The organism is Pseudomonas sp. GW821-FHT09C09 (assembly GCF_059418105.1).
On sequence record NZ_JBWKPF010000003.1, the window covers coordinates 436,784 to 456,285 of the forward strand.

A 19,502-nucleotide genomic window follows, 5' to 3' on the forward strand; every position below is an offset into this window, starting at 1 on the left:
CGCGAAAGGGGTGTTACATGCGCAGCAGCATTTTCCAGGCGCGATTCTGGTAAACCGCAATCGCCTGATGCTTGCGTGCATCGAGCAGCTCATCGGTGATGGTCGGCTCGTTGGCCAGTTGCGCCAGTTTGTTCAGCTCGCCGTACAGACGATCCATTTCCGGGATTTCCAGCACGTTGCGCGCGTGGTGCAGCCAGACCTGGATGCGTTCGATGCGCGGCAGCTGCTCGGCCAGATCTTCCGGCTGCTGCTGATAACGCTGCAATTGCAGGGAAGTGGCTTCTTCGCCCAGCAGGCGCGGCAGCCAGCTCTGCAATTGCGCGGCACCCTGGCGATTGCCACGGGTGTTGCGGTCGGCAGCCCAGGTGCGGGCCAGCAACCAGCGCGACGTGTTCAGCGAGAACAGGCCCCAACGCGGATCTTCCAGTTCCTCGAGGAACTGCTCTGGCGCGGCTTTGCGCACGTCTTCGTCTTCAAGGCCGACCTGCACCAGCGGGCGCCAGTCTTCCAGCAATGCATCCAGCGCCACGCGCAGGTCGTGGGTCGACTGACGCGGCGCGGCCTGGCCGAGGCTGCTCAGCAGGGCGCGCATTTCCGCGAGGCTCTCGACCCAGTCCTGCAGCAGGCGCCAGTGGCCGTTGAAGCGATACTGTTCGGCCAGACGCTGGCTGCTGCCGAGCAGGTGCCAGCTCAGGGCGGCGAAGGCATCGTCCAGCGGGGTTTCGGCGGTGATGGCCGGCGCCGGCAGACTCAGCGAGTAGCTGTTGGCGTCGTACAGGCGATAACCGCGCTCGGCCTTGCTGATGTCGCACGGCATCAGGACCAGGGTTTCGGCCAGTTCGGCGGCCAGTTCCAGCAGCGCGGCAGGCTCGCCTTCGCGCAGTTCCAGTTCCAGCTCGCAGATTTCTTCTTTCTGTTTGCCGACCACCACGTGACCCAGGTCCAGCGCGGCTTCGATGACCACTTTGGTCTTGCCACGGCCCCAAGCGATTTCGGCGCGCTCGCGGACGAAGTCGGTGGTGAAGATCGGCTTAAGGGTTTTCTTGTCCAGCTCGGCGAGGGACTCGGGCCAGCATTCGCCGTCGAGTTTCTTCACGTCGAGCTTGGCCTTGGGCAGGTGCCAGTCGTATTCGTTACGCTCGGACAGGCCGGCAACGCTCTGGCCACGGGTCTTGAGGGTCTGAATCACTTCTTCGCCGTCCTTGCGCAGGCGCAGGGCAACCTTGGCCCGGGCCAGGTCACGCTCGGGCGTGTCGAAGTATTGATTCATCAACTCACGGCGTTCCCAGCCACTTTTGTTGCGTTTTTTCAGGAGAGGGTGCTCGCGCAGGGCGGCGAGGGTTTCGCGGCTGACGCGGAGTTTGATTTCGGTTTCTTTCTGCATGGCCGGAAAATCCAGGATCGGGAGCGCAGCCGGGGGAATGTGTGGCTGCCAAGGTCGTGCAGTGTACAGGACTGAACCTTCCTACGCTTTGCGGCGGTTTATTCTCGGCGCCGGATGGTTCTATGATGGACTTCAATCCGGGAGTTGGAGTCAGCGATGCCTTTGCCATCCATGCAAGACCAGTTCGCTGCACTGATCGCCGTGCCGTCGGTCAGCTGCACCCAGCCGAACCTGGATCAATCCAACCGGGCGGTGATCGATCTACTCGCGGGTTGGCTCGGCGATCTGGGTTTCAGCTGCGACATCCAGCAGGTCAGCCCCGGCAAATTCAACCTGCTCGCCAGTTTCGGCAGCGGCCCCGGCGGGCTGGTGCTGGCCGGGCATAGCGACACCGTGCCCTACGACGATGCGCTGTGGAAAACCGATCCGTTGAAACTCACCGAAGTCGACGGCCGCTGGGTCGGCCTCGGTAGTTGCGACATGAAGGGCTTTTTCGCGCTGATCATCGAAGCCGTGCAACCGCTGCTAGACCAGCCGTTCAAGCAACCGCTGCTGATCCTCGCTACCTGTGATGAAGAAAGCTCGATGTCCGGCGCCCGGGCGCTGGCCGAAGCGGGGCGGCCGCTGGGCCGGGCGGCGGTGATCGGCGAGCCGACCGGGCTCAAGCCGATCCGCATGCACAAGGGCATCATGATGGAGCGCATCGATATCCTCGGGCAGAGCGGCCATTCGTCGGATCCGCGTCTGGGGCACAGCGCTCTGGAAGCCATGCACGACGCCATCGGCGAACTGCGTGGCCTGCGCCTGCTGTGGCAGCGCGAATTCAACAACCCGCAGTTCAGCGTGCCGCAGCCGACCATGAACTTCGGCTGCATCCATGGTGGCGACAACCCCAACCGCATCTGTGGTCAGTGTTCGCTGGAGTTCGATCTGCGACTGTTACCGGGGATGGACCCCAAAGTCTTGCGCACCGAAATCCTGCGCAAGCTCAACCCGGTCGCCGAGCGGCATCAGGTGAAGATCGATTACGCGCCGCTGTTTCCCGAGGTACCGCCGTTCGAGCAGTCCGAGGACGCCGAGCTGGTGCGAATCGCCGAAAAACTCACCGGCCATACGGCCGAAGCGGTAGCGTTCGGCACCGAAGCGCCTTATCTTCAGCGCCTTGGCTGCGAAACCATCGTGCTCGGCCCCGGCGACATCGCCTGCGCCCATCAGCCGGACGAGTACCTTGAAATGTCACGTTTGCAGCCTACCGTGCATCTATTGCGGCAGTTGATCGAACATTACTGTCTCAAAGCTGTATAAATTGCCGTCCTGCCAACCCGTATTCATGAGGAGAGCGCGCGTGTCGCCAAGCCTGTTCCGACGATAACCATCAGCCCGCTGTGCGTTTTCCGTTTCGCCCTTTTTCCGGCTGCTATTTATTACAGGCCCAGGTTCATGCCCGAATACGTCAATTGGCTTCGTCACGCGTCTCCTTATATCAATGCCCACCGCGACTGCACCTTCGTCGTCATGCTGCCCGGCGACGGCGTGGAGCATCCGAATTTCGGCAACATCGTCCATGACATCGTGCTGCTGCACAGTCTTGGCGTGCGACTGGTGCTGGTGCATGGCTCACGTCCGCAGATCGAAACCCGCCTCGCCGCGCGCGGCCTGACCCCGCATTACCACCACGGCATGCGCATCACCGATGCCGCGACGCTGGAGTGCGTGATCGACGCGGTCGGTCAACTGCGCATCGCCATCGAAGCGCGGCTGTCGATGGACATGGCCTCGTCGCCGATGCAGGGCTCGCGCCTGCGCGTGGCCAGCGGCAACCTGGTGACTGCGCGGCCGATCGGCGTGCTGGAAGGTGTCGACTATCACCACACCGGTGAAGTGCGCCGGGTCGACCGCAAGGGCATCAACCGTCTGCTCGACGAGCGCTCCATCGTGTTGCTGTCGCCGCTGGGTTACTCGCCGACCGGTGAGATCTTCAACCTGGCCTGCGAAGACGTCGCCACCCGCGCCGCCATCGACCTGGGCGCCGACAAACTGCTGCTGTTCGGTGCCGACCTCGGTCTGATTGACGAAAACGGCAAACTGGTGCGCGAGCTGCGCCCGCAACAGGTGCCGGCGCATTTGCAGCGTCTGGGCAGCAACTATCAGGCAGAACTGCTGGATGCCGCCGCCGAAGCTTGCCGTGGCGGTGTGGCGCGCAGTCATATCGTCAGTTATGCCGAGGACGGCGCGCTGCTGACCGAACTGTTCACCCGTGACGGTGGCGGTACGCTGGTGGCCCAGGAGCAATTCGAACTGGTGCGTGAGGCGGCGATTGAAGACGTCGGCGGCTTGCTCGACCTGATCAGCCCGCTGGAAGAACAGGGGATTCTGGTGCGTCGCTCTCGTGAAGTGCTGGAACGCGAGATCGAGCAGTTCAGCGTGGTCGAGCGCGAAGGGATGATCATCGCCTGTGCGGCGCTGTATCAGATTGCCGATTCGGATGCCGGTGAACTGGCGTGCCTGGCGGTGAATCCTGAGTACCGCCATGGCGGTCGCGGTGATGAATTGCTCGAGCGCATCGAGACCCGGGCCCGGGCGCAGGGCCTGAAGACTCTGTTCGTCCTCACCACTCGCACCGCCCACTGGTTCCGCGAGCGCGGCTTCGAGCCGAGCAGCGTCGAGCGCCTGCCGGCGGCCCGGGCTTCTCTCTATAACTATCAGCGCAATTCGAAGATCTTCGAAAAGTCCCTGTGATGTGCGATTGCCCCCACGGGATGCGTGGGGGCAATGCTTTTATTCAGCTACAAACTTCGCACTGACATAAGGTGAGTAATCGGGCAGGACGCTTTCGACCTTGCCTTGTTCCTTCAAAAATTTTGCCGTCTCGCCAATCGCCTTCGCCGTGCCGCCGTCCAGCAGCGCCGTGGTCTGTTGCGCCTTGGCATCGGGGAACGCCGAACCCGCGAGCAATTCCGGGACGTCGGCGGCGTTGGCACCAGTCAGTTTGGCGATTTTCTGCACCGGTACCGAGTCGGCAGTCCAGCTGTCTTTATGGGCGGCGTAGTCGGCGAACGAGTCCAGCGTCACTTTGGCGAATTTGGCCACGACCTCCGGATGTTTCTCGGCAAAGTCCTTGCGCGCGACCCAGACTTCGAAGGTCGGCGCGCCCCACTGGCCTACCTGGGCGGCGTCGGTCAGGGTTTTGCCGGTCTTGCGGATTTCACCCAGTGCCGGCGACCAGACAAAGGCGCCATCGATGTCCCCGCGTTTCCAGGCTGCCGCGATTTCTGCGGGTTGCAGGTTCACCACTTTGACTTTCGAGGTGTCCAGGCCCCAGTGCTTGAGTGCACCAAGCAGGCTGTAGTGGGAGGTGGAGACAAAGGGTGTGGCGATGGTCTTGCCGATCAGATCATCTGGTTTGTCGATACCACTGCCGTTGCGCACCACCAGGGCTTCGGCGGCATTGATCTGTGCCGAAACGATGAAGGCAACAATCGGCAGATTACGCGAAGCGGCGGCCGCCAGCGGACTGGAACCGAGGTTGCCGATTTGTACGTCACCGGAGGCGATGGCTGTCACTACTTCCGGACCGCTATTGAAACGGCGCCAGTCGATTTTCTCGCCTATGGTCTTCTCGTAAACGCCATCGGCCTGGGGGACTTTGCTTGGATCGATGCCGGTCTGGTAGCCGACAGTGAGGCTGGAAGCATGGACAGAAAAAGAAATCAGCGCTGACACACAAACTGTAACAAATTGACTAGATAGTGCACGTTTGGCCATGATGGCGTCGCCTTTTCGATAGGGTTTGACGAATCGGGGTTTCGCCAAAGCTAAACGATCTAAAAAAAGGCTAATAAATACCATTTAGGAATGAGCTTAGGCGCCGATACGCTGTATCCCGGTACAGATGGCCACTATTTGGACATATTCCTTAACGGTATTAAAAAGAATTAATAAATTCTTTTTGGGTTTATCTGGAAGTCTTTACCCTGCAAGGACCAAATAACTGCGATTAGACCTTGGTCGTAGACACACAAGGTTACGATTGACTTGTCAGTCACGGTCTGGCGCTAATCGCGCATCTTAGGATCCAGGGGCATCAGACTCCGGACCAGGAACACAAGAATTAGAAACGAGAGGAGCGATACATGAACAAGTCCACCTTGGCCCTGGCCGTGGCCGTAGGGGTTATTGCGCAGCAGGCAGGCGCAGCCGGTTTCATCGAAGACAGCAAGGCCACCTTGGGGCTGCGTAACTTCTACATCAACACCGACAACCGTGATGGCACTGGTCCGAACAAGAACGAAGAGTGGGGCCAAGGCTTCGATCTGCGTTTCATCTCGGGTTACACCCAGGGCACCGTCCAGTTCGGCGTTGACGCCATCGGTCTGTACGGCCTGCGTCTGGATTCCAGCCCGGACAAGAGCGGCAACTCGACGGGTACCGCTTCCGGCGGCACCATTTTCCCGAGCGATGGCAACCGTGCCGTGCATGACTTCGCCAGCCTGGGCCTGACCGGTAAGGTCAAGATCTCCCAGACCGAGCTGAAGGTCGGTACCCTGATGCCGAACAACCCGGTCATCAAGTACAACGATGGTCGTCTGCTGCCGCAAACCTTCACCGGTGGCGAGCTGAAGTCCAACGAAATCAAGGACCTGACCCTGACTGCCGGTCAGATCGAATCCGCCAAGGGCCGTAACTCCAGCAACGACGAAAACCTGTCGATCGCTGGTGCGAACGCCGGTTCGAACTACGACAAGGGCGTGTTCAGCAACAAGTTCTACTACGCCGGTGCTGACTACAAGCTGACCAAGGACCTGACCGCCTCGTACTACTACGGCGAGCTGAAAGAGTTCTACTCGCAGAACTTCCTGGGTCTGGTACACAACTGGGCCATCGGTCCGGGCGTACTGAAAAGCGACCTGCGCTACTACCGCAGCCGTGACAACGGCAACAACGGTGACACGCCTGCGTACTTCACCAGCGGCTACTACGGCGGCAAGACCGTCAAGGGCAAGGTCGACAACGATCTGTACAGCTACCTGGCACTGTACTCGGTTGAAGGTCACACCTTCGGCGCCGGCTACCAGTACACCAAGGGCGACAGCGACTTCCCTTGGCTGAACCAGGGTGACGGTTCGTCCAACAGCACCATCACCGACATGCAGATCCAGAAGTTCGGTCGTGCCGGCGAGCGTACCTGGCAGGCTCGCTACGCCTATGACTTCGCCAAGGTCGGCGTACCTGGCCTGACCGCCGGTGTGATCTACCTGCGTGGCGATAACATCGACACTCCGCTGGGCGAAAAAACCGAGTGGGAACGTGACCTGACCGTTGGTTACGTGATTCCGGAAGGCCCGCTGAAGAACCTCGGCGTTGCCTGGAAGAACGCCATGTGGCGCACCGACCTGGCGAACACCCGTTCCCAGGACGAAAACCGCCTGATCGTCAGCTACTCGATCCCGCTGCTGTAATAGCGCTCGAGCAACCGACGTAAAAAAGCCCCGTCCGGCATCGCGCCGGACGGGGCTTTTGTGTTTTCGGGTCAGGCCCACCCCCGTAGACCTTTCCCGACATTTCCCTCTTTACAGCAACTCAAGGCCTTCTCGAACCTTGGGGCCGATGTTCGGCGCGTTGCCGGCGAGCGTCCAGTGAACAGAAGTTTAATATTCGTAAATGATCTAGATATCTAGTTATTTATTCTTTTTATGAATTGCAAATCCCGAGCTACAGTTGAGGTCTCCAACAACTCATCAGGAGCAGCACCATGAGCCTCAGACTCGGCGATATCGCCCCCGATTTCGAACAGGATTCCAGCGCCGGCAAGATTCGTTTTCACGAATGGCTGGGCAATAGCTGGGGCGTGCTGTTTTCCCATCCGGCGGACTTCACCCCGGTGTGCACTACGGAGCTGGGCTTCACCGCCAAGCTCAAGGATGAGTTCACCAAACGCGGCGTGAAAGCCATCGCGCTGTCGGTCGACCCGGTGGATTCGCACCACAGGTGGATCGAAGACATCAACGAAACCCAGAACACCATCGTCAATTTCCCGATCCTGGCCGATGCCGATCGCAAGGTGTCCGATCTCTACGACCTGATCCACCCGAACGCCAGCGACACGCTGACCGTGCGCTCGCTGTTCGTGATCGATCCGAACAAGAAGATCCGCCTGACCATCACCTACCCGGCGAGCACCGGGCGCAACTTCCACGAGATCCTGCGGGTAATCGACTCGCTGCAACTCACCGATAACTACAAGGTGGCCACCCCGGCCAACTGGCAGGACGGTGACGAAGTGGTGATCGTGCCGTCGCTCAAGGATGAAGACGAAATCAAACAGCGTTTTCCGAAAGGCTACCGCGCGGTGAAGCCGTACCTGCGCCTCACGCCACAGCCGAACAAATAACCTTTCTCGGATCGCTCCCAGGCTCTGCGTAGGAGCGATCGGCAAAAACCACGATGCAGGGTTTCAGGCCGTTTTCACGGCCTGTTTTTTTGCCCGGAGAAAAGTGAAACGCATATCTCCATAAAGAATAACCAAATGAATAAATATGATTTATGGATATATAAATCAGCTGATAAGGTCACTCTCATTGAAGCGAGATCGCAACCCGCGAATCGCCGGTAACGCGCAAGGAATCGTCTGAATGCTGGTCGTCTCACTCGGTGGCAGTCCCAGTCAACGCTCCCGTTCCGGGGTGTTGCTGGAGCGCTCGCAACGCTGGTTGCAGCAGCAAGGGGTGGAAGTGGTGAGTTATCAGGTGCGGGACTTCCCGGCCGAAGACCTGCTCCACGCCCGCTTCGACAGCCCGAAGGTGCTCGACCTGCTGCAACAGATTGAAAACGCAGATGGCCTGCTGATCGCGACGCCGGTCTACAAGGCGTCGTTCTCCGGCGCACTGAAGACCCTGCTGGATCTGCTGCCGGAACGCGCACTGAACCACAAGATTGTCCTGCCGATGGCCACCGGCGGCAGCATCGCCCACATGCTGGTGGTCGATTACGCCCTCAAACCGGTGCTGTCGGCGTTGAAGGCCCAGGAAATGCTGCAAGGGATTTTTGCCGAGGACAGCCAGATCGCCTACGGCGAAGGCAGTGCCCAGGCGCAGCTGGCGCCGGCTCTGGAACAGCGGCTGCATGAAGCGCTGGACCAGTTTGTCAGTGCCATGGCCCGCCGGCCGAAGCCGCTGGAGCCGGGGCTGTTGAATGAACGTTTGTTGAGTGCTCGCTGGAGCATTTGAGCCACATCGAAACTTGAAGTACTGGCCTTACTCGCCCGCCAACGGGCAAGCAGGTGCAGCCAAAACCCAACGGCAAAAAGGAGAGCGCTATGCGCACTGTATTTTTGCGTCGTGGTCTGGTCGCTCTGTTTGCTGCGGCTGTCACCTTCGGCGCCATCACTCAAGCTCAGGCCGAGACGCTCAGGATCGGTTATCAGAAGTACGGCACTCTGGTGCTGCTCAAGGCCAAGGGCACCCTGGAAAAACGTCTCGCCGCCCAAGGCGTCGACGTGCAATGGACTGAATTCCCCGGCGGCCCGCAACTGCTGGAAGGCCTGAACGTCGGCTCGATCGACTTCGGCGTCACCGGCGAAACCCCGCCGGTCTTCGCTCAGGCGGCCGGTGCCGACCTGCTCTACGTGGCCTACGAGCCGCCCGCACCGAACAGCGAAGCGATCCTTGTGCCGAAAGACTCGCCGATCAAATCGGTGGCGGATCTCAAGGGCAAGAAAGTCGCCCTGAACAAAGGCTCCAACGTCCACTACCTGCTGGTGCGTGCGCTGGAAGACGCCGGCCTCAAGTACACCGACATTCAAACCGTATTCCTGCCGCCGGCCGATGCCCGTGCCGCGTTCGAACGTGGCAGCGTCGACGCCTGGGTCATCTGGGACCCGTACCAGGCCGCCGCCGAGCAACAGCTGCAAGCGCACACCCTGCGCGACGGCAAAGGCATCGTCGACAACCACCAGTTCTACCTGGCAACCAAACCCTACGCACAGAAAAATCCCGAGGTGATCAAGACCCTCGTGGAAGAAGTGCGCGCCGTCGGTGAGTGGTCCAAGGCCAATCCGCAAGACGTGACCCAACAGGTCGCGCCGCTGCTCGGCCTGCCGGCGGACATCACCCTGACCTCGGTGAAACGCCAGGGCTACGGCGCGCTGTTCCTGACCCCGGAAGTGGTCGCCGCACAGCAGAAAATCGCCGACACCTTCTACCAGCTGAAGCTGATTCCCAAGCCGTTGAGCATCAAGGACGTGATCTGGACCCCGCCGGCCGCTGTGGCCCAAAGCTCGGTCACCCAAGCCCAGTAAATCGAATCCCCAAGGAGACCACTCCATGAGCCTCAACATCTTCTGGTTCCTGCCTACCCACGGCGACGGCCATTACCTTGGCACCGCCGAAGGCGCCCGCGCCGTCGACCACGGCTATCTGCAACAGGTCGCGCAAGCAGCGGATCGCCTGGGCTTTGGCGGCGTGCTGATTCCCACCGGCCGCTCCTGCGAGGACTCGTGGCTGGTGGCCGCATCGCTGATCCCGGTGACTCAGCGCCTGAAGTTTCTGGTCGCCCTGCGCCCCGGGATCATTTCCCCGACGGTGGCGGCGCGTCAGGCGGCAACGCTGGATCGACTGTCCGGCGGTCGTGCGCTGTTCAACCTGGTGACCGGCGGCGATCCGGAGGAGTTGGCCGGCGATGGTCTGTTCCTTGATCACGAAGCGCGCTATCAGGCCTCGGTGGAATTCACCCGGATCTGGCGTCGTGTGCTGGAAGGCGAGACCGTGGATTACGACGGCGAGCACATCAGCGTGAAGGGCGCCAAATTGCTCTACCCGCCGATCCAGCAACCGCGTCCGCCACTGTACTTCGGTGGTTCGTCGGAAGCCGCGCAGGATCTGGCCGCCGAACAAGTGGAAATGGTCCTGACCTGGGGCGAGCCGCCAGCAGCGGTGGCCGAGAAGATCGAACAGGTTCGCGCCAAAGCGGCCAAGCTCGGCCGCACCGTACGCTTCGGCATTCGTTTGCATGTGATCGTGCGGGAAACCAACGCTGAAGCCTGGCAGGCGGCGGATCGCCTGATCTCGCATCTGGACGACGACACCATCAAACGCGCACAGGCTTCGCTGGCGCGGTTCGATTCGGTCGGTCAGCAACGCATGGCCGCGCTGCACGGCGGCAGCCGCGATAACCTCGAAGTCAGCCCCAACCTTTGGGCCGGCGTCGGTCTGGTGCGCGGCGGTGCCGGGACGGCACTGGTTGGCGACGGCCCGACTGTGGCCGCTCGCGTGAAGGAGTACGCGGCGCTGGGCATCGATACCTTCATCTTCTCCGGTTATCCACATCTCGAAGAGTCGTATCGCGTGGCCGAGCTGCTGTTCCCGCACCTCGACGTCGAGCGTCCGGAACTGCCGAAAAGCGCGGGTTACGTCAGCCCGTTCGGCGAGATGGTGGCCAACGACATTCTTCCCAAAGCCGCGTCCCAGAGCTGAGGCGCCGCCATGAAGAAATTCATCCACAGTCTCGCGCCCTGGGCGTTGCCGGTTTTGTTGCTGGCGGTGTGGCAGTTGTCGGTGTCGGCGGGCTGGTTGTCGACGCGGATTCTGCCGGCACCGGTGGCGGTGATCGAAGCCGGCGTGAGCCTGGTGCGCAGCGGTGAAATCTGGACGCACCTGGCAATCAGTGGCTGGCGCGCCGCGCTGGGCTTCACCATCGGTGGCAGCATCGGCCTGGCGCTGGGCTTCATCACCGGTCTGTCGAAATGGGGCGAGCGCCTCCTCGACAGCTCGGTGCAGATGATCCGTAACGTGCCGCACCTGGCGCTGATTCCGCTGGTGATCCTGTGGTTCGGCATCGACGAGTCGGCGAAGATTTTCCTGGTGGCATTGGGCACGTTGTTCCCGATCTACCTCAACACTTATCACGGCATCCGTAACGTCGACCCGGCGCTGGTGGAGATGGCGCGCAGTTATGGCCTGTCCGGTTTCAGCCTGTTCTGGCAAGTGATTCTGCCGGGTGCGCTGCCTTCGATTCTGGTCGGCGTGCGCTTCGCGCTGGGCTTCATGTGGCTGACGCTGATCGTGGCGGAAACCATCTCCGCCAGCTCCGGCATCGGTTATCTGGCGATGAACGCCCGGGAGTTCCTGCAGACCGACGTGGTGGTGCTGGCGATTCTGCTTTACGCGGTGCTCGGCAAACTGGCCGACCTCGCGGCCCGTGGACTTGAACGTGTGTGGTTGCGCTGGCATCCGGCCTATCAAGTGGCGAAAGGAGGTGCGGCATGACGGCTCAACAACCTCCACGCCTGCTGCGCGGGATTCCGCTGGTGGTGCGCAACCTGCAGAAGACCTTCGGCGCGCGGCAGGTATTGCGTGGCATCGACCTGCACATTCCGGCGGGTCAATTCGTCGCGGTGGTCGGGCGCAGCGGTTGCGGCAAAAGTACTTTGCTGCGCCTCCTCGCCGGCCTCGATCAGCCCACCGGCGGCGATCTGCTCGCGGGTGCCGCGCCGCTCAGCGATGCCCGGGAAGACACCCGGCTGATGTTCCAGGAAGCGCGGCTGCTGCCGTGGAAAAAGATCATCGACAACGTCGGTCTTGGCCTCAAGGGCAACTGGCGTCCGCAAGCTCTGGAGGCGCTGGATGCCGTCGGCCTGGCGGATCGCGCCAATGAGTGGCCGGCGGCATTGTCCGGCGGGCAGAAGCAGCGTGTGGCGCTGGCCCGGGCCTTGATCCATCAACCGCGTCTGCTGTTGCTCGATGAGCCGCTGGGCGCACTGGATGCCCTGACCCGGATCGAGATGCAGCAACTGATCGAACGTCTCTGGCAACAGCATGGTTTCACCGTGTTGCTGGTGACCCACGACGTCAGCGAAGCGGTGGCGATTGCCGACCGGGTGATTCTGATCGAGGACGGCGAGGTCGGCCTCGACCTGCAAGTGGAGCTGCCGCGTCCTCGGATCCGTGGCTCCCATCGGCTGGCCGCGCTGGAAACCGAAGTACTCAACCGTGTGTTGTCCCTCCCCGGCGAACCGCCGGCGCCGGAACCCGTTTCACCCTTGCCTACGCAACTGCGTTGGGCTCAATAACTCAAGCAAACGACAGGAATCAATGCCATGACTATCAAAGCCATCAACGTACGCAACCAGTTCAAAGGCGCGATCAAGGAGATCGTTCTCGGTGACGTGCTGTCGGAAATCGACGTGCAGACCGCTTCCGGCATCGTCACTTCGGTGATCACCACCCGTTCGGTCAAGGAGCTGGAACTGGAGGTCGGCAGCGAGGTGATCGCCTTCGTGAAATCCACCGAGGTGTCCATCGCCAAGTTGTAAGCCTGTGAGTAAAAAACAACCCCGAAGGGTGTGAGCCCTTCGGGGTTTTTTGTGTCTGACTGGAAACCGGCGGTGCGGCCTTCGCGAGCAAGCCCGCTCCCACAGGGGATGGTATTCCAAATGTGGGAGCGGGCTTGCTCGCGAAGAGGCCGATCAGGCCGCTAGAGAATTCTTTTGGGCAGGTAGGGCGGCAGATAAAGCCCGATGTAGGCATCGAACACCCGCATCCCTTCTTCGGCCATGCGCGGGGTGATCTGCCCGTACTGCTGCACCGAGCGGGCGTAGACGCGGTCGCCCAGCTCCATTGCCAGCGCAAACACGTCCACGTCATCCGGCAGCTTGGGCAGTTCGAAGTGATGATCGAACAGCTTGTGCATCAGGTCGCCCAGTTCGAGGTCATGCTGACGGTCGGCCTGGGTGACTTCGGTGAGGCCGTGTTGCGCGAGGATCAGTTGCCGGGCGGCGGCGTCTTCGTCGTAGATCTCCAGCATCCGTTGTTCGACCAGCCGGGACAGGTCGCGCCAGTCCCGCAGGGCGTCGTGATCGATCGGCGCTTGCAGGCAGGCGCGAAAGGCGGCGTGGACATCTGCCGTCAGGCCTTCGAGCAACGCCGGGACGCTGGCGAAGAAGTGGTAGACCGAGGAGGGCGGGATCTGCGCCCGTTCGGCGACGCTGTAGACCGACAGGCTCGCCACGCCCTCGGCGGCCAGCAGCGTGCGCGCGGCGTCGAGTATCGAATCGATCCGCGCCTGACTGCGGGCACGGGGTTTGCGGACGGGGGCGGGACGCGTCATGAAAGTCTCCTGCGAGGGCAGCGGGCATTGTACGAGGCGCCAGATGCCTTGTCTGTACGAGGCCTGCTGCCCGGATCGCCCACCACTGCGGTTTAGCTGCCGACGTGCACGCTCCGGCCGTTCAGTGGCTGAACCGGACGTGCATTCATCGGATACAAAGCCTGGAAAGCCTTGAGTTGTGCTGACGAGAGTTGCACCACGCTGGAAAGCACCTGCCAGCGCACGCCTTCTGCACATGGAGGTGTCGTCAGAGATCCCATGTAGGCGTAGTAGTGATGCGATGCGGGCAGAAATGCTGCAATGTCGATTGATTCCAGGTTCACGGCATCACCTGCGACCTTGGGCATGGCCGCCAGGATCACTTCCAGCGCCGGATTGTGTGCGCCCTCTTCAAACAACAGCGCAACCACCGCGAGTTCACCTGCTGCGTTGCGGTGAACCAGATGCGCGTCCATTGGATAGGTGCGGCCCTGAATGGATTCTTCACTTGGGGTGTGGAAGTGCATTTGCACAAAGCCGTAGTTGCCGGAGGCCAGCGTCAGACTGCCTGCATCCGTCGGTGAGAGCTGGATTGTGTGGCCATTGTTCAGGACTGTCGCGGCGCTTGGCTGATAGGAGAAGGTCAGTGGCGTCAGCGCTGTTACGGTGGCATCGCTGATATCAATAGGCGACTGCACTTTGCCTGACGTACAAAGCGCATATTCCCCATGCAAATCGCCCCAGTTTTCCGGACCGGTGGGCGCCGTGTAACTCCAGGCGGGGAGATGTCCCGGGCTCGCCCAGGTCGTGGTGTGCACGCTGGCGATGATCAACGTGATCATCGCGCCTAACAGCAGTTTTTTCAGTGTCATGGTTCTCAGTACTCAGGGAAGTCAGCCGGCCAAATTGCGGCGTTTCCGAGTGTGAGAGCGCGGTCAGGGCCATTATGTAGGTCGTATCGGAATGGTCCGTAGGACTGATCCTTGTTTGTTGCGCCAATGTTCAACGGAAAATGCCAGGCAAAAAAAACCGCAGGCTCTAAAGCCTGCGGCGTTTTCTTTTACGGCAACCGTTTACACGGTGTGCAGGTACCAGTTGTATTCAAGGTCGGAGATGGAGTGTTCGAACTCCTCCAGCTCGCTTTCCTTGCAGGCGACGAAGATATCGATGTATTTCGGATCGATGTACTTGGCCATCACCTCGCTGTCGTCCAGCTCGCGCAGGGCATCGCGCAAGTTGTTCGGCAGGCTCTGCTCGTTCTGCTCGTAGCTGTTGCCTTCGGTCGGGGCCGGTGGCTCGATCTTGTTGGTCAGGCCGTGATGCACGCCCGCCAGTACCGAAGCCATCAGCAGGTACGGGTTGGCGTCGGCGCCGGCAACGCGGTGTTCCAGGCGGACCGCGTCGGCGGAGCCGGTCGGTACGCGCAGGGCCACGGTGCGGTTGTCCAGGCCCCAGCTCGGCGAGTTCGGCACATAGAACTGTGCGCCGAAACGACGGTAGGAGTTGACGTTGGGGCAGAGGAAAGCCATCTGCGCGGGCAGGGTCTCGAGCACACCGCCGATCGCGTGACGCAGCGCGGCGTTCTGCTCGGGATCCTCGCTGGCAAAAATGTTTTTGCCATCTTTGTCGAGAACCGAAATGTGCACATGCAGACCGTTGCCTGCCTGGCCAGGGTACGGCTTGGCCATGAAGGTGGTGTCCATTTCATGGTCGTAGGCGATGTTCTTGATCAGACGCTTGAGCAGGACCGCGTAGTCGCAGGCCTTGATCGGGTCGGCGACGTGGTGCAGGTTCACTTCGAACTGCGCCGGGGCACTTTCCTTGACGATGGCGTCGGCCGGGATGCCTTGCTCTTTCGCGCCTTCCAGAATGTCCTGGAGGCAGTCGACGTATTCGTCGAGGTCGTCGATCAGGTAGACCTGGGTCGAATGCGGGCGTTTGCCGGAGATCGGCGAGCGTGGCGGCTGAGGGCGGCCGTTCACGTTTTCCTGGTCGATCAGGTAGAACTCGAGTTCGAATGCGGCGCAGATGGTCAAGCCCAGCTCGTCAAACTTTGCAACAACTTGACGGAGCACTTCGCGCGGGTCGGCGAAGAAAGGGTCGCCTTCGAGTTCGTGCATGGTCATCAGCAGTTGCGCGGTAGGACGCTTTTGCCATGGCTCGTTGCACAGGGTATCGGGGATTGGATAGCAGATACGGTCGGCGTCGCCGATGTCCAGGCCCAGGCCGGTGCTTTCAACCGTCGAACCATTGATATCCAGAGCAAATAGAGAGGCCGGCAGGTTGATGCCTTTCTCGTAAACCTTGTGGAGGCTGGTGCGTTCGATGCGCTTGCCGCGCACCACACCATTCATATCCGCAATCAGAAGGTCAACGTACAGAACCTCAGGATGTTCCTTAAGGAACGCGTTCGCTTCGTTAAGCTGAACGGCACGCGGGGGTACCGACATGATGCAACACCTTTGTTGTTAAAAATATCAATCATTGATCTTTTCTGGTTTCAGTCAACCCGAACGGCATGCCGAAGTCAAGCGAGGCCTTTTTTGCCCCGAAAAAGCGCCGCGAGGGCATTTATGGGGCACTTTGGGGCATTTTTTTATCCGTGAAAGACGCGCCACCCGCAGGCTTGAGCAGGCCGTGTTGTATTTTTTACGGGGGTGTTGTGTAAAAAAATGAACAAGGCTAAGCTCGGGTCAAACCCATAACAGCAATAATACCGGGGTGCTTCATGTCTCGCCTGCCGTTAATCGGCGTCACCGACTGCTCCGTGCAGTACGGTCTGCATGCTTATCACATCAGTGGCGACACGTCCGTCCGCAGCGCAGCCGACAGCCAGGCTCGCATTCTGCCAGCGATCTCTTTGTCCATGGCGGATCAGGCGCCGGCGTCCGATATTCTGGACGCGGGGAAGGGCATCCTCTTCAGCGGTTCTCCTTTCAATATAGATCTCTTTCCTGCTCCCGGCCTGCGCCGCGCCCGTCGCCGTGCCCGTGATTCTGCACACCCTGGATGTGCACAGGAAATGCAACGCCAGCGTAAAGGGCAGGTAAGCTCCTCCTTCATTGTCGATGCGCGGTGCCAGGCGTAAGCCGGTACTGCGCGCAAACAAGCCCCCTTTAACGCGACGCCCCGTGCGTCAAACCTGCCTGACACGTGTCAGGAGACTCAGCCCAGAGGCATTTATGAGCAACAACCTCGACCAGCTCACCGATTGGTTGAAAGACCACAAGATCACAGAAGTCGAATGCATGATCGGCGACTTGACCGGCATTACCCGGGGCAAGATCTCGCCGACCAACAAGTTCATCGCCGAAAAAGGCATGCGCCTGCCAGAGAGTGTTCTGTTGCAGACCGTGACCGGCGACTACGTCGAAGACGACATCTATTACGAACTGCTCGACCCGGCCGACATCGACATGATCTGCCGCCCCGACCAGAACGCCGTGTACCTGGTGCCATGGGCCATCGAGCCGACCGCCCAGGTGATCCACGACACCTACGACAAGCAAGGCAACCCGATCGAGCTGTCGCCGCGCAACGTGCTCAAGAAAGTCCTGAAACTCTATGCCGACAAGGGCTGGCAGCCGATCGTGGCGCCGGAAATGGAGTTCTACCTGACCAAACGCAGCGACGACCCCGACTATCCGTTGCAGCCGCCGGTCGGCCGTTCCGGGCGTCCGGAAATCGGTCGTCAGTCGTTCTCCATCGAAGCGGCCAACGAATTCGATCCGCTGTTCGAAGACGTCTACGACTGGTGCGAACTGCAGGAGCTGGACCTCGACACGCTGATCCACGAGGACGGCACCGCGCAGATGGAAATCAACTTCCGTCACGGCGACGCCCTGTCCCTGGCCGACCAGATTCTGGTATTCAAGCGCACCATGCGTGAGGCCGCCCTCAAGCACAACGTGGCCGCGACCTTCATGGCCAAGCCGATGACCGGCGAGCCGGGCAGTGCGATGCACCTGCACCAGAGCATCATCGACATCGAGACCGGCAAGAACGTGTTCTCCAATGACGACGGCACCATGAGCCAGCTGTTCCTGCACCACATCGGTGGCCTGCAGAAGCTGATCCCGGAACTGCTGCCGCTGTTCGCACCGAACGTCAACTCGTTCCGTCGCTTCCTGCCGGACACCTCGGCGCCGGTGAACGTGGAGTGGGGCGAAGAAAACCGCACCGTGGGCCTGCGCGTCCCGGATGCCGGCCCGCAGAACCGCCGGGTGGAAAACCGCCTGCCGGGCGCCGACGCCAACCCGTACCTGGCAATCGCCGCGAGCCTGCTCTGCGGCTACATCGGCATGGTCGAGGGGCTCAACCCGAGCGCGCCGGTCGTGGGCCGTGGTTACGAGCGTCGCAACCTGCGCCTGCCGCTGACCATCGAAGACGCGCTGGAGCGTATGGAAAACAGCGCAACCATCGAGAAATACCTGGGCAAGACCTTCATCACCGGCTACGTCGCGGTCAAGCGGGCCGAGCATGAAAACTTCAAGCGCGTGATCAGTTCCTGGGAGCGTGAGTACCTGCTCTTCGCCGTCTGATACGCCGGGCGCGGTGGCCAGCCGCCGCGCCTTCACCGATAACAAGGAGAATTGGCATGACCAGCAACAACCCGCAAACCCGTGAGTGGCAAGCCCTCAGCAGCGAGCACCACCTGGCCCCGTTCAGCGACTTCAAGCAACTGAAGGAAAAGGGTCCGCGGATCATCACCAACGCCAAGGGCGTGTACCTGTGGGACAGCGAGGGCAACAAGATCCTCGATGGCATGGCGGGTCTGTGGTGTGTGGCGATCGGTTATGGCCGCGATGAGCTGGCGGATGCTGCCGCGAAGCAGATGCGCGAACTGCCTTACTACAACCTGTTCTTCCAGACCGCGCACCCGCCGGCACTGGAACTGGCCAAGGCCATCGCCGACGTGGCGCCTGAGGGCATGAACCACGTGTTCTTCACCGGCTCCGGCTCCGAAGGCAACGACACCATGCTGCGCATGGTTCGCCACTACTGGGCTATCAAGGGCCAGCCGAACAAGAAAGTCATCATCAGCCGCAAGAACGGCTACCACGGTTCCACCGTGGCCGGCGCCAGCCTGGGCGGCATGACCTACATGCACGAGCAGGGCGACCTGCCGATTCCGGGCATCGTCCACATCGCCCAGCCGTACTGGTTCGCCGAAGGCGGCGACATGACCCCGGAAGAATTCGGGATCTGGGCGGCCAATCAGCTGGAAGAGAAGATTCTGGAAGTCGGCGTCGACAACGTCGGTGCCTTCATTGCCGAGCCGATCCAGGGCGCCGGTGGCGTGATCATTCCGCCAGACACCTACTGGCCGCGCATCAAGGAAATCCTTGCCAAGTACGACATCCTGTTCGTGGCGGACGAAGTGATTTGCGGTTTCGGCCGTACCGGCGAATGGTTCGGCAGCGATTTCTACGACCTCAAGCCACACATGATGACCATCGCCAAAGGCCTGACATCCGGCTACATCCCGATGGGCGGCCTGATCGTGCGCGACGAAGTGGTGGCGGTGCTCAACGAGGGCGGCGATTTCAACCACGGCTTCACCTACTCCGGTCACCCGGTGGCGGCGGCGGTGGGTCTGGAAAACATCCGGATTCTGCGCGACGAGAAAATCATCGAGCGCGCCCATGAAGAAACGGCACCGTATTTGCAGAAACGTCTGCGCGAACTGAACGATCACCCGTTGGTGGGGGAAGTGCGCGGAGTCGGTCTGCTGGGGGCCATCGAGCTGGTGCAGGACAAGGCCACTCGCAAGCGTTACGAAGGCAAGGGTGTGGGCATGATCTGCCGCCAGTTCTGCTTCGACAACGGACTGATCATGCGCGCCGTGGGCGACACCATGATCATTGCGCCGCCGCTGGTGATCAGCAAGGCGGAGATCGATGAGCTGGTGACCAAGGCACGCAAGTGCCTGGACCTGACCCTCAGTGCATTGCAGGGCTAAGTGCTAGGCTCTGAGCGATGGAGCTGTTGCGCTGTCGCTCGGAGCAGTTGGAAAGGCTGGTCTTTTCTTGAAAGA

Annotated in this window: 18 protein-coding genes; 13 read left to right on the top strand and 5 right to left on the bottom strand. The window is 60.9% G+C overall.

What is annotated here, in order from left to right; genetic code table 11:
• Positions 1 to 13 precede the first annotated feature (13 nt).
• Entirely contained in the window at positions 14 to 1,384 is a 1,371-nt protein-coding gene (locus AC07NR_RS11740; RefSeq protein WP_248739884.1) for a CYTH domain-containing protein, read from the bottom strand.
• Between the two features lie 156 nt (positions 1,385 to 1,540).
• On the opposite strand from AC07NR_RS11740, the gene argE reads away from it, so the two are divergent.
• Positions 1,541 to 2,689, top strand: a complete 1,149-nt coding sequence (gene argE, locus AC07NR_RS11745) for an acetylornithine deacetylase (protein ID WP_495078613.1) — start codon at positions 1,541 to 1,543, stop codon at positions 2,687 to 2,689.
• A gap of 135 nt (positions 2,690 to 2,824) precedes the next feature.
• Complete coding sequence (argA, locus tag AC07NR_RS11750) at positions 2,825 to 4,123, top strand: amino-acid N-acetyltransferase (RefSeq protein WP_007951778.1); 1,299 nt, start codon at positions 2,825 to 2,827, stop codon at positions 4,121 to 4,123.
• Between the two features lie 39 nt (positions 4,124 to 4,162).
• Here argA and tauA read toward each other — a convergent pair whose 3' ends face one another.
• Complete coding sequence (gene tauA / locus AC07NR_RS11755; RefSeq protein WP_134828671.1) at positions 4,163 to 5,152, bottom strand: taurine ABC transporter substrate-binding protein; 990 nt, start codon at positions 5,150 to 5,152, stop codon at positions 4,163 to 4,165.
• 365 nt (positions 5,153 to 5,517) lie between these two features.
• Between tauA and AC07NR_RS11760 the strand changes: the two genes are divergently transcribed.
• The 8 genes from AC07NR_RS11760 (at position 5,518) to AC07NR_RS11795 (ending at position 12,692) form a co-directional block, all read left to right on the top strand.
• Positions 5,518 to 6,843, top strand: a complete 1,326-nt coding sequence (locus tag AC07NR_RS11760; RefSeq protein ID WP_134828448.1) for an OprD family porin — start codon at positions 5,518 to 5,520, stop codon at positions 6,841 to 6,843.
• 293 nt (positions 6,844 to 7,136) lie between these two features.
• On the top strand, positions 7,137 to 7,775 hold the full coding sequence (locus AC07NR_RS11765) for a peroxiredoxin (protein WP_495078614.1): 639 nt from the start codon (positions 7,137 to 7,139) through the stop codon (positions 7,773 to 7,775).
• 241 nt (positions 7,776 to 8,016) lie between these two features.
• On the top strand, positions 8,017 to 8,610 hold the full coding sequence (gene ssuE / locus AC07NR_RS11770; RefSeq protein WP_273896118.1) for an NADPH-dependent FMN reductase: 594 nt from the start codon (positions 8,017 to 8,019) through the stop codon (positions 8,608 to 8,610).
• Positions 8,611 to 8,699: 89 nt separating this feature from the next.
• Positions 8,700 to 9,680, top strand: a complete 981-nt coding sequence (locus AC07NR_RS11775) for a sulfonate ABC transporter substrate-binding protein (RefSeq protein WP_085708989.1) — start codon at positions 8,700 to 8,702, stop codon at positions 9,678 to 9,680.
• A 25-nt stretch (positions 9,681 to 9,705) separates the two neighbouring features.
• Positions 9,706 to 10,854 (top strand): FMNH2-dependent alkanesulfonate monooxygenase, encoded by a 1,149-nt coding sequence (gene ssuD, locus AC07NR_RS11780; protein WP_102619651.1) that lies wholly within the window; start codon positions 9,706 to 9,708, stop codon positions 10,852 to 10,854.
• 9 nt (positions 10,855 to 10,863) lie between these two features.
• Positions 10,864 to 11,646 (top strand): aliphatic sulfonate ABC transporter permease SsuC, encoded by a 783-nt coding sequence (ssuC, locus tag AC07NR_RS11785; RefSeq protein ID WP_248739888.1) that lies wholly within the window; start codon positions 10,864 to 10,866, stop codon positions 11,644 to 11,646.
• Complete coding sequence (gene ssuB / locus AC07NR_RS11790) at positions 11,643 to 12,449, top strand: aliphatic sulfonates ABC transporter ATP-binding protein (protein ID WP_495078615.1); 807 nt, start codon at positions 11,643 to 11,645, stop codon at positions 12,447 to 12,449. The genes ssuC and ssuB overlap by 4 nt, the downstream gene beginning before the upstream one ends.
• 27 nt (positions 12,450 to 12,476) lie before the next feature.
• Positions 12,477 to 12,692: a TOBE domain-containing protein gene (locus tag AC07NR_RS11795; RefSeq protein WP_007953520.1), complete on the top strand. Its 216-nt coding sequence runs from the start codon at positions 12,477 to 12,479 to the stop codon at positions 12,690 to 12,692.
• Positions 12,693 to 12,853: 161 nt separating this feature from the next.
• On the opposite strand, the gene AC07NR_RS11800 is transcribed toward AC07NR_RS11795, so the two are convergent.
• The 3 genes from AC07NR_RS11800 to AC07NR_RS11810 form a co-directional block, all read right to left on the bottom strand.
• Positions 12,854 to 13,486 carry a TetR/AcrR family transcriptional regulator gene (locus AC07NR_RS11800; RefSeq protein WP_495078616.1) on the bottom strand — a complete coding sequence of 211 codons (633 nt, stop codon included), beginning with the start codon at positions 13,484 to 13,486 and terminating at the stop codon, positions 12,854 to 12,856.
• A gap of 92 nt (positions 13,487 to 13,578) precedes the next feature.
• Positions 13,579 to 14,337, bottom strand: a complete 759-nt coding sequence (locus tag AC07NR_RS11805) for a carbonic anhydrase (protein ID WP_423204506.1) — start codon at positions 14,335 to 14,337, stop codon at positions 13,579 to 13,581.
• A 201-nt stretch (positions 14,338 to 14,538) separates the two neighbouring features.
• Complete coding sequence (locus tag AC07NR_RS11810) at positions 14,539 to 15,915, bottom strand: glutamine synthetase family protein (protein WP_085581012.1); 1,377 nt, start codon at positions 15,913 to 15,915, stop codon at positions 14,539 to 14,541.
• 278 nt (positions 15,916 to 16,193) lie between these two features.
• Here AC07NR_RS11810 and AC07NR_RS11815 point away from each other — a divergent pair, with 278 nt between their 5' ends.
• The 3 genes from AC07NR_RS11815 to AC07NR_RS11825 all read left to right on the top strand — a co-directional run bounded on the left by AC07NR_RS11815 (position 16,194) and on the right by AC07NR_RS11825 (position 19,427).
• The gene (locus AC07NR_RS11815; protein WP_495078617.1) at positions 16,194 to 16,553 is read left to right on the top strand and encodes a gamma-glutamyl-gamma-aminobutyrate hydrolase family protein; all 360 of its coding nucleotides are present in this window, start codon (positions 16,194 to 16,196) and stop codon (positions 16,551 to 16,553) included.
• Between the two features lie 94 nt (positions 16,554 to 16,647).
• On the top strand, positions 16,648 to 18,006 hold the full coding sequence (locus tag AC07NR_RS11820; protein WP_305834390.1) for a glutamine synthetase family protein: 1,359 nt from the start codon (positions 16,648 to 16,650) through the stop codon (positions 18,004 to 18,006).
• A 56-nt stretch (positions 18,007 to 18,062) separates the two neighbouring features.
• The gene (locus AC07NR_RS11825) at positions 18,063 to 19,427 is read left to right on the top strand and encodes an aspartate aminotransferase family protein (protein WP_305834389.1); all 1,365 of its coding nucleotides are present in this window, start codon (positions 18,063 to 18,065) and stop codon (positions 19,425 to 19,427) included.
• The last annotated feature ends 75 nt before the right edge of the window (positions 19,428 to 19,502 follow it).